Origin of the sequence: Aliirhizobium cellulosilyticum (genome assembly GCF_014198105.1) — a bacterium.
Taxonomy (GTDB): Bacteria; Pseudomonadota; Alphaproteobacteria; order Rhizobiales; family Rhizobiaceae; genus Neorhizobium; species Neorhizobium cellulosilyticum.
The window spans coordinates 444,731-457,284 of record NZ_JACIGW010000002.1 but is presented as its reverse complement, the minus strand read 5'-3'; the positions used below and the strand labels follow the sequence as shown (position 1 = coordinate 457,284).

The window sequence follows — 12,554 nt, the reverse complement described above, 5'->3', positions numbered from 1 at the left end:
GTAGGGGTTTGATGGAAACGACGAAAACCTTGCGTATGGCCCTTGGTGCGGCCGGTATTCTGGTTGCGACCGTGACGCTTTCCGGCTGCATGGGAAGCCCGACCTACGGCACAGACAAGACTGCCATGGAACAATTGGGCGATGACGTGACTTCGGCCATCGATATCGGTGGCGATCGCGCCAAGGAAAAGGCGAAGATCCGCTACAACCCACGTCCTGCGCTGGTCGTCGCCAGCCATCAGGAAGGCGGGGCGTTGCCACCGCCGCAGCAATCGCTTGCCAACCGCGAAAACAACCCGAACTGGGTCGAATCGCCGGAAGAGGCACGTGAGCGCCTTCGTCAGGAAGCGACCGACAACCAGAGCAACCCGAACTACCGTTCACCGCTTCTGGCCGGCAAGGGCCAGGCCGGGCAGTTGACGGAATCGCAGAAGTGGGAAGCCTTCCGTCAGGCGAAAGCCAACGCAAACGATCCGGGCATCAGCGGAGGCCGCCGTTCGCTCTCCGATCCGCCGACGGAATTCCGAACTGCCGATGCGCAGACCCTGCAGGATCTGGGTGAGCCGGAGACCAAAAAGGAAGCTCGCCGCAAGAAGGAAGCCGAGGCCGCCTCCACAAAGGGCTCTGCCTGGTGGAAGCCCTTCCAGTAAGATTGAGCGAACGAGGCTCGGCCAAGCCGGGCCTTTTTTGTAAGTCTTATTTGTCCCGTCGGGACCGGAAAAAGTCGATGAGCAGGTCTGCCGCCGGCACTTCGGCAATGCCGGAATAGACTTCGGGCGCATGGTGGCAGGTGGGTTGCGAGAAAAACCGCACGCCGTTTTCCACAGCGCCACCCTTCGGATCGTTGGCGCCGTAATAAAGCCGGCGGATACGGGCGAAGGATATGGCGCCGGCGCACATGGTACATGGCTCCAGCGTCACATAGAGATCCGCTCCGCCAAGCCGCTCGCTTCCGGCCTTGGCTGCAGCTGCGCGGATCACGGCAATTTCGGCATGGGCGGTGATGTCGTTTTCGGCGCGGGTGCGGTTGCCTGAGCGGGCGACAATCTCGCCGTCGATGACGAGTACGGCACCAACTGGAACCTCGCCGCGTTCCGCGGCATTTCTGGCTTCTGTCAATGCGGCATCCATGAAGCCGTCGCTCTTTGGCATTTCAGCGATTTCCTCTTAACCCGGATCGCATGAACTGGTAGGAAGCATGCAACGCGAAGCGCGCCTTCTGGGTGTGCATCCATCTGGTCAACACGAACAAGTATGTCCGGGATACTCCGTCGACATCCTGCTTCAGGCAAACAACATATGAATTCAAAAGACAAGCCGAAGCGCGGCGAAGCGAAAACCTTCGTTCGCGAAATCAAGCCGAAAGCCGAAGGCAGCACTGCTTCCAAGTCGGGGGGCAAGCCGGGCTTCAAGTCCTCAGGCAAGCCGGGAGCCAAATTCAGCGACAAGCCCGCTGGGGCTGCGAAGCCGCGCGCCAAGGCAGAAGGTGCAGTGAGAAAGCCGGTCCGTTCGGCCAAGCGCGAGGAATTCGTCGGCGAGGGTGCATCCGCGCCGACCGACGGCAAGCCCGAGCGTATTTCGAAAATTCTCGCCCGTGTCGGTGTCGCATCCCGTCGCGATGTGGAGCGGATGATCCTCGAGGGCCGCGTCACATTGAACGGCAAGCCGCTCGATACCCCTGTCGTCAACGTGACGCTGGAAGACAAGATCGAAGTGGACGGCGTGCCGATCCGCGGCATCGAGCGCACCCGCCTTTGGCTCTACCACAAGCCAGGCGGTCTGGTGACCACCAATTCCGATCCGGAAGGCCGTCCGACCGTGTTCGACAACCTGCCGGAAGGCCTTCCGCGGGTTCTCTCCATCGGCCGCCTCGACATCAACACCGAAGGCCTGCTGCTTCTGACCAATGACGGCGGTCTGTCGCGTACGCTCGAACTGCCGACCACCGGCTGGCTGCGCCGCTACCGCGTGCGCGCCCATGGTGAGGTCGATCAGGCCGCGCTCGACAAACTGAAGGACGGCATTGCCGTAGACGGCGTGCTCTACGGCTCGATCGAAGCGACGCTCGACCGCGCCCAGGGCCACAATGTCTGGATCACCATGGGTCTTCGCGAAGGCAAGAACCGCGAAATCAAGAACGTGCTCGGCGCGCTCGGTCTCGAGGTCAACCGCCTGATCCGCATTTCCTACGGCCCGTTCCAGCTCGGCGATCTGCCGGAAGGCGAAGTGCTGGAAGTGCGCGGCCGCACCCTGCGCGACCAGCTCGGCCCGCGCCTGATCAATGAATCGAAGGCCAATTTCGAAGCCCCGGTCTATAACGAGCGCGGTTCGGAAGAAGAGCAGCCGCAGCGTGCCGAAAAGACGGAGCGTCCTGCCAAGTCCGAACGCGGCTGGGCGAATGATCGCTCGGACGATCGTGGTGGTGACCGCGGCGACCGCCGCGAGCGCGCCCTTGGCCGCCTCGACACCAAGCGTCCCGATGCCCGCCGCGACGATCGCAAGTTTTCCGACAGGCCTTCGGGCAAGTTCGGGGCGAAGCCATCGGATCGCGATTTCGGTGATGAGAAGCCGAAGAAGCGCCCGCCGATGGGCACCAGCCGCACGGCGAATGTCTGGATGGCGCCCGGCGCCCGCCCGACGACCGACGACAGCGGCCGCAAGGTAACAGCCCGTGCCCAGGCCGAGCAGCTGTTCAAGAAGCCAGCGCCGGAAAACGATCTCCGCGTCAAGATCAATCGCGTCAAGGATGACAGCGACTGGATCCGCGGTGAAGACCAGCCGGAACGAGGCGCAAGGCGTGGTGATCGCGAAGACCGTGGCGACCGTGGTTTCGGCGACAAGCCACGCGGTGAACGTTCGTTCGGCGACAAGCCGAGAGGCGAGCGCTCGTTTGGTGATCGCCCCCGTGGCGACAGGCCTTACGGCGACCGCAAGCCCCGCGAAGACGGAGACCGTCCGGCCCGCGGCAAATCCTTCTCCAGCGAGGGGCGCTCCGAGCGTCCGCGCGGCGAACGCAGCTTTGGTGACAAGCCCCGTGGCGATCGTCCCTACGGCGACAAGCCGAGGGGAGAACGTTCGTTCGGTGATCGCCCCTCTGCTGATCGCCCCGCACGTTCCTTCTCGGATCGCCCGCCGCGTGACGATAGAGGCGAGCGCTCCTTCGGTGATCGCCCCGCAAGAGGTGACAAGCCCTTCGGTGGCAAGCCTTCTGGCGCAAAGCCTGGCTTCGGCGGCAAGCCCTCGGGTGGCAAGCCCGGTTTCGGTGGCAAGCCGGGTGGCGGAAAATCCTTTGGCGGCAAGCCTTCCGGCGGCAGACCCAATAGCGGTAAGCCAGGTGGTGGTTCGCGTGGTGGCCCAGGCGGTGGACGCCCGGGCGGCAAGCCGCGGACACCGAGGGGCTAAGCTGTGCGGATCGTAGGGGGTGAGTTCCGCGGCCGCGCTCTGGCCACGCCGAAGACGAATGATATCCGGCCGACCATCGACCGGACGCGCGAAAGCCTGTTCAATATCCTCGGGCACGTCTATCCGGACGCGCTCGATGGTACACGGGTGATCGACCTTTTTGCCGGAACCGGCGCGGTGGGGCTGGAAGCCCTGTCGCGCGGTTGCAAGCAGGCCTTGTTCGTTGAAAACAGCGTCGAAGGCAGGGGCCTTCTCTGGGAGAATATCGACAGTTTCGGTCTGCATGGCCGGGCGCGTATTCTCCGTCGGGACGCAACCAGCCTCGGTTCGATCGGCAATATCGAGCCGTTCAACCTGATTTTCGCCGATCCACCTTACGGCAAGGGCCTGGGTGAAAAGGCACTCCATGCGGCGCATGCCGGCGGCTGGTTGGCCGCGGGTGCCCTTGTTCTGCTGGAAGAGCGGATTGATGCCGAGATCGTCGTCGATCCAGTTTTCAAACCGCTGGAAAGCCGGATGTTCGGCGATAGCCGCATCGAATTCTATCGATATCAGCCAGGCTGAACCTCGCCATGAACACACGCCTCTCCCTGCCGGATCTGGATACTGAAAACAGCGGGGAGGGCCTGCGTTATGCCGTAGCCTTCGGCGGCGGCGGAGCAAGAGGCATCTCGCATATCTGTATCATCGAGGCGCTCGATGAACTCGGCATCAAACCGGTGGCGATTTCGGGATCTTCGATCGGCGCGATCATGGGGGCCGGCATGGCGTCCGGCATGCGAGGCGCCGACATCCGCGACTATACGGTGCGCACGATGGGCAACCGCAATTCGCTGTTCAATCGCCTCTGGACGCTCGGACCGGCTTCAATGCGCGACAAGCTGGGCGGCTTCCGCTTCGGCCATTTCAATCTCGATCCCATCCTCGATGCCTTCCTTCCTCCCGATATCCCGGAGGATTTTTCCGACCTGAAAATCCCGCTTAAAATCTCCGCCACCGATTATTACGGGCAGGCCGAGGTGATCCTCGAAGAGGGGGATCTCAGAACCGCGATTGCCGCATCAGCCGCCATTCCCGGCCTGTTCATGCCGGTCTGGGTCAACGGAAGGGTGATGATCGACGGCGGCGTATTCAATCCGGTTCCCTATGAACAGCTGCTCGACCTTGCCGACGTTGTCATCGGCGTCGATGTCGTTGGCGCACCGGAAGGCGACGGCACCCACCCGCCGACCCGCATCGACGCGCTGTTCGGTGCCAGCCAGCTAACCATGCAGGCTTCGATCGCGCTGAAACTGAAACTAAATCCGCCGCACATCTTCCTGCGCCCGCAGGTCAACCGTTTCCGCGTGCTGGATTTCCTCAAAGCGCAGGAAATTCTGGACGAGGCAAGCCACGTCAAGGATGAATTGAAGCGTGCAGTGGATGCACTGCAGGCATCCGTCGCCAAGGGCTGAAGCCGTCCTGCTCACCATTTCCCCAGAGACAGACCCGCTTCCACCTCGTCGGCCACGTCTTCCTGAACATTGATGCGTTTCGGCTTGATCAACGGTTCCGGCTTGACCGGGCTGTTGAACAGCTTGTCGCGTCCTGCCGAAATGCCCTCGACTGCTTGGATCTGCAGGCGCTCCTCGTCGCGGCGGCGGATATCCTGAAGAATTTCCTCGGCGCGCGCTTCGGACATGCCGAGCGCTTCCAGCGTCTTGGCACCAAACAGCAGGCCGGATTCCAGCGTTTCGCGCAATTCGTATTCGACGCCCTTTTCCCTCAGCCACAGGGAATGGATGCGGTCATAGGAACGGGCGAAAAGCCGGACATTGGGAAACTCTGACTGGATAAGCTCGACGATCCTGCTGGTCGTTTCCTTCTTCTGCGTCGCAACGACGACGATCTTGGCCTTTTCGATACCGGATGACACGAGCACGTCGCGACGGGTGCCGTCGCCGAAATAGATGCGGAAGCCGAAATTGGCGGCCTGGCGGATACGATCGGCGGAATCATCGATCACGGTCACGGCGCTGCCGCCGGCAAGCAGCATCTGCGAGGCGATCTGGCCGAAACGGGAAAAGCCGATCATCAGCACGTCTGCGCCGGCGCCGGCGAAATCCTCGTCCAGTTCCTCCCGCGCCTCACCATGCATCAGGCGTTTGGCAAGTGCCGCACCAAGCGGCGTCAGCGCCATCGAAAGCGTCACGATGGCGATCAGCAGCGAGGCGGTCGAGGATGACAGAAGCCCGGCGGCGGTGGCGGTGGTAAACAGAACGAAGGCGAATTCGCCGCCTTGCGGCAACAGGAAGGCAATCTGGATCGCATCGTTATGGGATGAGCCCCAGAGCCGGCAGAGCCCGTAGACGATAAACGCCTTCACTGCCATGAACACGATGACGGCCGGGATGATGAACAGGATATGGTCGACGATCACTTCGAGTTCCAGCGACAGGCCGACCGCAACGAAGAACAGTGCCAGAAGCAGGCCGCGGAACGGCTCGATATCAGCCTCCAGCTCGTGCCGATAGGAGGATTCCGCCAGCATCACGCCGGCGAGAAACGCTCCCATCGCCATCGACAGGCCAACCATCTGCATTGCCGCCGCCGATCCGAGCACGACGAGCAGGGCGGCCGCGATCATCACCTCGCGCGCGCCGGTGCGGGCAATGATCTGGAACATCGGATTGAGCAGATATTTTCCGGCGATGATCATCGCGCCGATGGCCGCGATCGCAACGGCGAAATCGACAAACGGTGTGGCGGCCTGTTCCTCCGTTCCCGGCGCAAGCACGGTGATCAGCGCCAGAAGCGGCACGATCGCCAGATCCTGGAACAGCAGAACTGAAAACGAGCGTTGCCCGTAGCGGCTGTTGATATCGCCGGCGTCGTTGAGCAACTGCAATGCAAAGGCGGTGGAGGAAAGCGCAAGGCCGAAGCCGACGATCAGGCTTCCCTGCCACGTCGCCATGCCGGTCTCGAAGGCGAGCGCCGCAAGCGCAAGCCCGGTCAAAAGAACCTGAACCGGACCAAGACCGAACACGTCGCCGCGCATCTGCCATAAGCGCGAGGGTTTGAGCTCCAGCCCTATGACGAAGAGCAGGAAGACGACGCCGTATTCCGCTACATGCAGTACCTCTTCCGTATCGGTGATACGCTGGAAGACCGGGCCGATGATGACGCCGACCGCCAGATAGCCGAGAACCGTTCCAAGCCCCAGCCTCTTGAAGATTGGTGCGGCGATGACCGCTCCGGCCAGAAGAAGCAACATTTCGGTGAATAGCGAGCCCGGTGCGGTCATGCAGAAACTTTCGAATAGGCGGAATGAATCAGTCGGGCTGTTCGCAGACGCGACAACCCGGTCAAGAAAAGGTGTGGCACACTTGATGCTTCGAAGCGCTCACAATAAATGGGACAGGAACGAAAGGCTTGCAAATATGAGCTCTGAAATTGATTCCGCCCAGCTTTTATCCCGTGCTTCTGAACTAATCGACCTGGCGAAGGCGGCAGGCGCCGATGCGGCCGATGCAGTCGTGGTCCGCTCGCGCTCGCGCTCCGTCTCGGTGCGCCTCGGCAAGGTCGAGGGAACTGAATCATCGGAAAGCGACGATTTTTCGCTGCGCGTGTTTGTCGGCCAGAAGGTTGCCAGCGTGTCGGCCAATCCGGGCTTCGACATGAAGACGCTTGCGGAACGCGCCGTCGCCATGGCGAAGGTCTCTCCCGAAGACCCCTTCGTCTGCATGGCGGATGCGGACCGGCTGGCGAAATCCTATCCGGATCTCGACCTTTTTGACCCGACCGATGTGCCGACCGATGCATTGCGTGAGGCAGCCCTTGCTGCCGAAGCTGCTGCATTGGCCGTTAATGGCGTCACCAATTCTTCCGGCGCCGGCGCCTCTGCGGGCATGGGCGGCATGGTTCTCGTCACCTCGCATGGCTTTTCCGGCAGCTACATGGCCACGCGTTTCGGCCGATCCGTCAGCGCAATTGCAGGCGAAGGCACGAAGATGGAGCGCGACTACGATTTCGACAGTCGCCTTTATAACGCCGATCTCGATGCGCCGGATCTGATCGGTCGGCGCGCCGGCGAGCGTGCGGTTGCTCGTATCAATCCGCGCCAGGTGCCGACAGCAAGCAATGTCACCGTCGTTTTTGATCCGCGCATGGCGCGTGGTTTCGTAGGCACGATCGCCGGCGCCATCAATGGTTCATCCGTGGCGCGCAAGACGAGCTTCCTGCGTGACAGGATGGGCCAGCAGGTTTTGAAGGCTGGTCTCAACATCACCGACGATCCGCTGATCGTCCGCGGTTCATCCTCGCGTCCGTTCGATGGCGAAGGTGTTTCCGGCGAGCGGATGACGATGATCGAGGACGGCGTGCTGAAGCACTGGTTCCTGTCGACCTCCACCGGCCGCGAACTCGGCCTGCCGACCAATGGTCGTGGCGTGCGCGGCGGTAACTCCGTCACCCCGGCCTCTACCAACCTGGCGCTTGAACCGGGCGATATCTCGCCGGAGGAACTGATCGCGTCGGTGGGTACCGGCCTTTATGTGACCGAACTGATCGGCCAAGGCGTAAACATGCTCACCGGCGAATATTCGCGCGGCGCCAGCGGTTTCTGGATCGAAAACGGCAAGCTTGCCTTCCCCGTCTCCGAGGTGACGATCGCGTCCAACCTCAAGGACATGTTCATGCGTCTCACGCTGGCAAACGATATCGACCGCAAATACGGTGTCGCTTCGCCGACCATCGCGATCGAGGGCATGACGCTGGCGGGAAGCTGACGCCATGGTTTCCTCCGACAAAAACTGGAGCGCAGATCTCGACCTCATCCTCGATGCCGCCCGGCAGGCAGGTGAGATCGCCAACGGCTATTTCCGGCAATCGCCGGAAGTCTGGTGGAAGAACGAGGGCCGCTCGCCGGTCAGCACCGCCGACTTTGCCGCCAATGATCGTCTCCAGTCGCTTCTTCTGAAGGCGCGCCCGAACTATGGCTGGCTTTCGGAAGAGACCGACGACGACAGCGCCCGGCTGGCCTGTGAGACGCTGTTCGTTGTCGATCCGATCGACGGCACCCGCGCCTTCATCGCCGGAGAACCGATCTGGTGTGTATCCGTCGCGGTTGTCCACAAGGGCCGCCCGGTGGCGGGCGTCCTCGTCGCGCCGGCGCTGCAGCAGGAATACCAGGCCGCGGCAGAAGGTCCGGCCTTGAGGAACGGCGCACCTATCGCTGTCCGATCCGAGGTGGAGGTTGACGAACTGGTGCTGGCCGCGGACGAGAAGATCGTCAAAAAGCTGCAGCCCGAGCTTGCAATCCATCGCGTCAGCCACGTTCCCTCGCTCGCTTATCGGCTGGCGATGGTGGCCGATGCACGCATCGATGGGACGATCGTGAAGAAGGACAGCCATGACTGGGATCTGGCCGCTGCCGACTTGATACTGGAGCGTGCAGGCGGTGCGCTGACCGGGCTTGATGACCAACCCCTGATCTACAATCGCGAAACCATCCGTCACGGCGTTCTGGTGGCCGGAACCCGCCATGCGCGCCATGTGCTTCTGCCCCATCTTGTGACCGGTGCAGCGGGTTGACCTTTGTGACGGAATGCCGCAGAGGAAGGGCTTCTAGTCAAGAAATGGACGGATTTGGAAATGACGCAATCGAGCGAAAAGAAGCAGCTCCTGCACCTGGTTTTTGGCGGTGAACTTGCGAGCCTGGACGGCGTGCAGTTCAAGGATTTGTCTGCCCTCGACATTGTTGGCATCTATCCCGACTACGCAACAGCGCTGACCGCCTGGCGCTCAAAGGCGCAGTCGACTGTCGACAATGCCGAGATGCGCTATTTCATCGTCCACATGCACCGCCTTCTGGATCCTGAAATCAAGTAGGCCTGACACAAGGCGCCAGAAATATGATAGTCCTTCAGGTTAGGGCGCACTTGACCTGAAGCTCGCTTTTTTGACGCATTTATGAAGCAGGTAAGACGAGCTAAATTATCGCTCCAGGGGTGAGGTATTGATGGCGCTAGGCAGGGATATGGAGCGAGGGCTATGAGCGGTGCTGTGGCTCGCATGGCTCTTGCCGGCTATCGCCTTGCAGGCGTAGCGCTTTATCCTTTGGCCGGCCCCTATCTCGCCTGCCGGGCGATGAAAGGCAAGGAAGACCGCTCAAGACGACTTGAGAGACTGGGTTATGCGAGCCAGCCGCGTCCTCGTGGGCCGCTGGTCTGGGTTCATTCGGCAAGCGTCGGGGAAACCCTTTCCATCCTGCCGTTGATCCGTGAACTGCGCCGCCGCGAAATCCATGTCGTGCTGACTACCGGCACTGTCACCTCAGCTGCCCTTGTCGCCGCTCGGCTGGGTGATGAGGTCATCCATCAATATGTGCCGATCGATCTTAAATTCCCGATCAAGCGTTTCATCGCCTATTGGCGGCCGGATGCCTGCATTACGGCGGAATCTGAAATCTGGCCGACAACCGTCGCTGAACTCGCGCGCCGCCGCATCCCGCAGATCCGGGTCAATGCCCGCATTTCGGATCGCTCCTTCGCGCGCTGGAGCAACCACGCCAAGGTGGCTGAGGCGCTGTTCGACAAGATGGCGCTCGTCGTCGCCCAGTCCGATCTCGATGCAGAACGCTTCCGTGACCTCGGTGCATGGCCGGTCATCGTCTCCGGCAACCTGAAGAGTGACACGGATCCGCCGCCCTGCGACGAGTTGCTGCTGGCGAAATACAAGGCAGAGATCGGCGACCGCAAGACCTGGGCGGCGATCTCGACCTTCGATGGCGAGGAAATGGCTGCTGCCACTGTTCACCGGGCGCTGAAGCCGAAGAATGGCCAGTTGACCATCATCGTGCCGCGCCATCCCGACCGGGCTGATGCGATCGAAACCATGCTTAAGGAAGAGGGCCTAGTTGTTGCACGTCGTTCGCGCAATGACGAACTTACGCCTGAGACTGATATTTTCCTCGGCGATTCCATAGGCGAAATGGGGCTTTACCTGCGCCTGACCGAAATCGCCTTTGTGGGCCGATCTCTGACCAATGAAGGCGGTCAGAACCCCCTGGAGCCGGCAATGATCGGTTGCGCCGTGCTGACCGGCCCGAACATCCAGAATTTCCGTGATGCCTATCAACATCTCGTCCGCAAAGGTGGGGCGCGAGTAGTCAAGGATGTCGAGATGCTGGCCAAGGCCGTGCATTACCTGCTGATTACCGATCACGCCCGGGCCAGGATGGTGGAAGCCGGAGCCGATGCGATGGAAGACCTGCGCGGTGCACTCGCCAAGACCGTCAAGGCGCTCGAACCCTATCTCAATCCCTTGACCGTGACGGCACGCCTGCAGCCGAAGGTCGCGGCTGCCGGAACCGGTCGGTGAGCCCGCCCCCCGCGATCGCGGGCATCCTGTTCGACAAGGACGGTACGCTTATCCGTTACGACGAAAGCTGGGGACCGGTAAACCGGGAGGCTGCACGCATCGCTGCAGCCGGAAACGCAGCGCTCGAACCCGTTCTGCTGGCCGCCGGCGGCATGGACCCGGAGACGGGCAAGACGAAAGCCGACAGCCTGCTCGCCGCCGGTAATTCCGCCGAGATTGCCCAAGGTTTCGTCACGGCCGGCTCGCCGCTCGATGTCGATGAGCTGACCCGCGAACTGGATGCGCTGTTCCTCCGTGCGGCGGAATTTTCCGTGCCGGTCGCCGATCTCCTTTCCGTGTTTTCGGATTTGAAGGCACGTGGTTTGAAGCTTGGCATCGCCTCCAGCGACAACGAGAAGGCAATCCGCCGCATGGCCGAAAGCTTCGGCATTGCCGGACATGTGGATTTCATCGCCGGTTACGACAGCGGTTTCGGCACCAAGCCGCAGCCGGGCATGATGCTCGCCTTCTGCAAGGCCGTCGGCCTTCAGCCGGCGGAAGTCGCGATGGTGGGTGACAACAATCACGACATGCATATGGGCCGTGCCGCAGGTGCCGGGCTCAACCTTGCCGTCCTGACCGGCACGGGGACGCGTCAGACGCTTTCCGCCCTTGCCGACCATTGTCTCGACGATATTACCGCACTTCCCGACGTCATCTTTGCCCCCGCATCGCCCGGCGCGGTTTCCGTAGGGGATTAGCCGCGATGGTTTCCGAAGCGCCGCCCTTCTGGTGGGAAAAGGCCGATTGGCGCGCTTATGCGCTGTCACCTTTTTCGGCCATCTATGGCGCGGTTGCGGGTAAAAGGATGCGCACGGCTAGGCGCGCTTCTGCCCCGATACCTGTGATCTGTGTAGGCAATTTTACAGTTGGGGGCGCCGGCAAGACCCCGACCTCGATCGCGCTCGCAAGGGCTGCCAAGGCAATGGGCCACACACCCGGTTTCCTCAGCCGCGGTTATGGCGGCTCGCTGGATGTGACCACGCTGGTCGATCGCGATCGCCATCGTGCCGATACGGTGGGCGACGAGGCGCTGCTTCTGGCGGCAGAAGCCATGACGGTAATCTCGCGCAAGCGGGTCGATGGCGCAAGAAAACTGGCCGCGGAAGGCGCTGACCTGATCATCATGGACGACGGTTTCCAGAGTGCCCGCCTGCATCTGGATTTCGCTCTTGTGGTGATCGATAGCGTAAGAGGCATCGGCAATGGCCATCTTGTGCCGGGTGGCCCGGTTCGCGCTCCGATAAAGGAACAGATGCACCAGCTCTCTGCCATCCTCAAGGTTGGTAATGGCGAAGCTGCGGATGCGCTTGTCCGCAAGGCAGCTCGTGCCGGCAAAGCGATCCATGTCGCCACGATCGAGCCGCGCCCGGATGCCAGCCTGTCGGGCAAGAATGTGCTGGCCTATGCCGGAATAGCAGATCCGGAAAAATTCTACCGCACCGTCCGCGCCATCGGCGGGCTGATCTCGACGACCCGCTCCTTTCCGGATCATCATTATTTCACCGGGGACGAGATCCAGTCGCTGCTCGACGATGCCGAGCGCGAGGACCTGGTACTGGCGACTACGGCCAAGGATGCCGCCCGCCTTGCCGGCCATTCCGGCCCGGCCCGCACGCTGCTGGAGAGATCGAAGATCGTCGAGATCGACATGGTCTTCGACGATCCCAATGGTCCTTCGACCATGATCGAGGCGGCATTCAGGAATTTCCGCGAAAGACGGCTGCGCGAGGGCGCGGCCAAGGGCTGATCGT

Annotated in this window: 12 protein-coding genes; 10 read left to right on the top strand and 2 right to left on the bottom strand. The window is 61.8% G+C overall.

Annotated features, from left to right (window positions below; translation table 11 throughout):
• The first annotated feature begins 11 nt into the window (after positions 1–11).
• Entirely contained in the window at positions 12–650 is a 639-nt protein-coding gene (locus tag GGE33_RS11110) for a hypothetical protein (protein ID WP_148142913.1), read from the top strand.
• A gap of 46 nt (positions 651–696) precedes the next feature.
• Here GGE33_RS11110 and GGE33_RS11105 read toward each other — a convergent pair whose 3' ends face one another.
• Positions 697–1,152 (bottom strand): nucleoside deaminase, encoded by a 456-nt coding sequence (locus GGE33_RS11105; protein ID WP_183823128.1) that lies wholly within the window; start codon positions 1,150–1,152, stop codon positions 697–699.
• A 147-nt stretch (positions 1,153–1,299) separates the two neighbouring features.
• Between GGE33_RS11105 and GGE33_RS11100 the strand changes: the two genes are divergently transcribed.
• The 3 genes from GGE33_RS11100 to GGE33_RS11090 are packed head-to-tail and all read left to right on the top strand — an operon-like array spanning position 1,300 to position 4,856.
• Positions 1,300–3,402, top strand: a complete 2,103-nt coding sequence (locus GGE33_RS11100) for a pseudouridine synthase (protein WP_183823126.1) — start codon at positions 1,300–1,302, stop codon at positions 3,400–3,402.
• A 3-nt stretch (positions 3,403–3,405) separates the two neighbouring features.
• The gene (gene rsmD, locus GGE33_RS11095) at positions 3,406–3,966 is read left to right on the top strand and encodes a 16S rRNA (guanine(966)-N(2))-methyltransferase RsmD (protein ID WP_148142910.1); all 561 of its coding nucleotides are present in this window, start codon (positions 3,406–3,408) and stop codon (positions 3,964–3,966) included.
• A gap of 8 nt (positions 3,967–3,974) precedes the next feature.
• Positions 3,975–4,856 carry a patatin-like phospholipase family protein gene (locus GGE33_RS11090; RefSeq protein WP_183823124.1) on the top strand — a complete coding sequence of 294 codons (882 nt, stop codon included), beginning with the start codon at positions 3,975–3,977 and terminating at the stop codon, positions 4,854–4,856.
• Positions 4,857–4,867: 11 nt separating this feature from the next.
• Here GGE33_RS11090 and GGE33_RS11085 read toward each other — a convergent pair whose 3' ends face one another.
• Positions 4,868–6,685 carry a monovalent cation:proton antiporter-2 (CPA2) family protein gene (locus GGE33_RS11085; protein ID WP_183823122.1) on the bottom strand — a complete coding sequence of 606 codons (1,818 nt, stop codon included), beginning with the start codon at positions 6,683–6,685 and terminating at the stop codon, positions 4,868–4,870.
• A gap of 136 nt (positions 6,686–6,821) precedes the next feature.
• On the opposite strand from GGE33_RS11085, the gene GGE33_RS11080 reads away from it, so the two are divergent.
• The 6 genes from GGE33_RS11080 (at position 6,822) to lpxK (ending at position 12,550) form a co-directional block, all read left to right on the top strand.
• Positions 6,822–8,168, top strand: a complete 1,347-nt coding sequence (locus tag GGE33_RS11080) for a TldD/PmbA family protein (protein ID WP_183823120.1) — start codon at positions 6,822–6,824, stop codon at positions 8,166–8,168.
• Between the two features lie 4 nt (positions 8,169–8,172).
• Complete coding sequence (locus GGE33_RS11075) at positions 8,173–8,973, top strand: 3'(2'),5'-bisphosphate nucleotidase CysQ (protein ID WP_183823118.1); 801 nt, start codon at positions 8,173–8,175, stop codon at positions 8,971–8,973.
• Positions 8,974–9,033: 60 nt separating this feature from the next.
• A complete protein-coding gene (locus tag GGE33_RS11070; RefSeq protein ID WP_148142905.1) occupies positions 9,034–9,270 on the top strand; it encodes a DUF4170 domain-containing protein in 237 nt (78 codons plus the stop codon).
• 162 nt (positions 9,271–9,432) lie between these two features.
• Positions 9,433–10,761, top strand: coding sequence for a lipid IV(A) 3-deoxy-D-manno-octulosonic acid transferase (gene waaA / locus GGE33_RS11065; protein WP_183823116.1), 1,329 nt, complete (start codon positions 9,433–9,435; stop codon positions 10,759–10,761).
• Positions 10,758–11,501 carry an HAD-IA family hydrolase gene (locus GGE33_RS11060; protein WP_183823114.1) on the top strand — a complete coding sequence of 248 codons (744 nt, stop codon included), beginning with the start codon at positions 10,758–10,760 and terminating at the stop codon, positions 11,499–11,501. Before waaA ends, GGE33_RS11060 begins: the two co-directional genes overlap by 4 nt.
• A gap of 5 nt (positions 11,502–11,506) precedes the next feature.
• Complete coding sequence (lpxK, locus tag GGE33_RS11055) at positions 11,507–12,550, top strand: tetraacyldisaccharide 4'-kinase (RefSeq protein WP_183823112.1); 1,044 nt, start codon at positions 11,507–11,509, stop codon at positions 12,548–12,550.
• Positions 12,551–12,554: the final 4 nt, after the last annotated feature.

Bases quoted from the DNA above. Each gene is read 5' to 3' on its own strand.
- GGE33_RS11075 (WP_183823118.1), top strand. From the start codon at position 8,173: ATGGTTTCCTCCGACAAAAACTGGAGCGCAGATCTCGACCTCATCCTC.
- GGE33_RS11070 (WP_148142905.1), top strand. From the start codon at position 9,034: ATGACGCAATCGAGCGAAAAGAAGCAGCTCCTGCACCTGGTTTTTGGC.
- GGE33_RS11110 (WP_148142913.1), top strand. From the start codon at position 12: ATGGAAACGACGAAAACCTTGCGTATGGCCCTTGGTGCGGCCGGTATT.
- GGE33_RS11105 (WP_183823128.1), bottom strand. From the start codon at position 1,152: ATGCCAAAGAGCGACGGCTTCATGGATGCCGCATTGACAGAAGCCAGA.
- GGE33_RS11090 (WP_183823124.1), top strand. From the start codon at position 3,975: ATGAACACACGCCTCTCCCTGCCGGATCTGGATACTGAAAACAGCGGG.
- GGE33_RS11080 (WP_183823120.1), top strand. From the start codon at position 6,822: ATGAGCTCTGAAATTGATTCCGCCCAGCTTTTATCCCGTGCTTCTGAA.
- GGE33_RS11100 (WP_183823126.1), top strand. From the start codon at position 1,300: ATGAATTCAAAAGACAAGCCGAAGCGCGGCGAAGCGAAAACCTTCGTT.
- GGE33_RS11085 (WP_183823122.1), bottom strand. From the start codon at position 6,685: ATGACCGCACCGGGCTCGCTATTCACCGAAATGTTGCTTCTTCTGGCC.
- lpxK (WP_183823112.1), top strand. From the start codon at position 11,507: ATGGTTTCCGAAGCGCCGCCCTTCTGGTGGGAAAAGGCCGATTGGCGC.
- waaA (WP_183823116.1), top strand. From the start codon at position 9,433: ATGAGCGGTGCTGTGGCTCGCATGGCTCTTGCCGGCTATCGCCTTGCA.